The following is a 1155-nucleotide window of genomic DNA, read 5'->3' on the forward strand; positions in this document are numbered from 1 at the left end:
CAATACTGGTGACTTTGGGTGGTGTTGGTCGTTGGGTGTGGTGTGCCAAGGCCTGGGCAGGTGAAGAAGTCGTCGGGTGGCCGGTTGTCGGACCGGATCGCTCTGGGTGTTTTGACGCGGGTGTTTCCGCCGGAGCTGGTGGATGAGGTGGTGGCGGAGTGCGGGCGGGTGGAACAGCGGTCGCGGTTGTTGCCGGCCCGGGTGGTGGTGTATTTCGTGCTTGCGATGTGCCTGTTCTCCGGCCAGGGCTATGAGGAAGTGGCCCGGCTTCTGACGCAGGGGCTGGAGCGGGTGTGTCGGTGGGAGAGGCCGTGGCGGGTGCCGACGACCGCGGCGATCGGCCGGGCACGGCGGCGACTGGGCCCGGAGCCGTTGAAGGTGCTGTTCGGCCGGGTCTGCCTTCCGGTCGCGACACCTCAGACGACGGGTGCCTGGTACCGGCGGTGGCGGCTGGTCGCGGTGGACGGCACCGTCTTCGACGTCCCGGACACCGACGCCAATGGCGAGTTCTTCGGCCGCCCCGGCTCGGGCCGGGGACAGCAGCGCAGTGCGTATCCGCAGGTCAGGGTGGCCGCGCTGGTGGAGTGCGGGACGCATGCGGTGTTCGCCGCCGCGACCGGCCCGCTGTCGCTGCATGAACAGCAGCTGATTGCGGGCCTGCTCGGGCGGCTCGGGCCGGGGATGCTGCTGATGGCCGACCGCGGGATCACCGGCTTCGCTCTGTGGCAAGCCGCGTCGGACACGGGCGCGGATCTGTTGTGGCGGGTCCGCAAGAACATCATTCTGCCGGTTCTGCAGTCTTTCGACGACGGCTCCTATCTGTCCGAAATCGTGGCCGCCAGCGATCGTGACCGCCGTGATCCAGCCCCAGTCCGGGTCATCGAATACCGGCTCGGCGACCGGGACCACACCGTCTACCGTCTTATCACCACCGTCTGCGACCCCCGTCAGGCGCCCGCAGCCGAGCTCGCCGCCCTCTACCACCAGCGGTGGGAGATCGAGAACACCCTGGACGAGATCAAAACCCACCAGGGCGGCCGGCAGCTCGTCCTGCGCTCGCAGTATCCCGACGGCGTCGAACAGGAAATCTACGGCTTCCTCCTCGTCCACCACGCACTGCGCGACGTCATGCACCAGACCGCCCGCGAAGCGGGC

At 68.4% G+C, this 1155-nt stretch carries 1 protein-coding gene; it reads left to right on the plus strand.

Annotated features, from left to right (window positions below; translation table 11 throughout):
• Window positions 1-60: 60 nt before the first annotated feature.
• Window positions 61-1155: IS4 family transposase (locus ACZ6C1_RS39085; protein ID WP_469247783.1), on the plus strand; the 1095-nt coding region annotated here is incomplete at its 3' end.

The sequence above is a fragment of the Streptomyces sp. NPDC041796 genome (assembly GCF_055590785.1).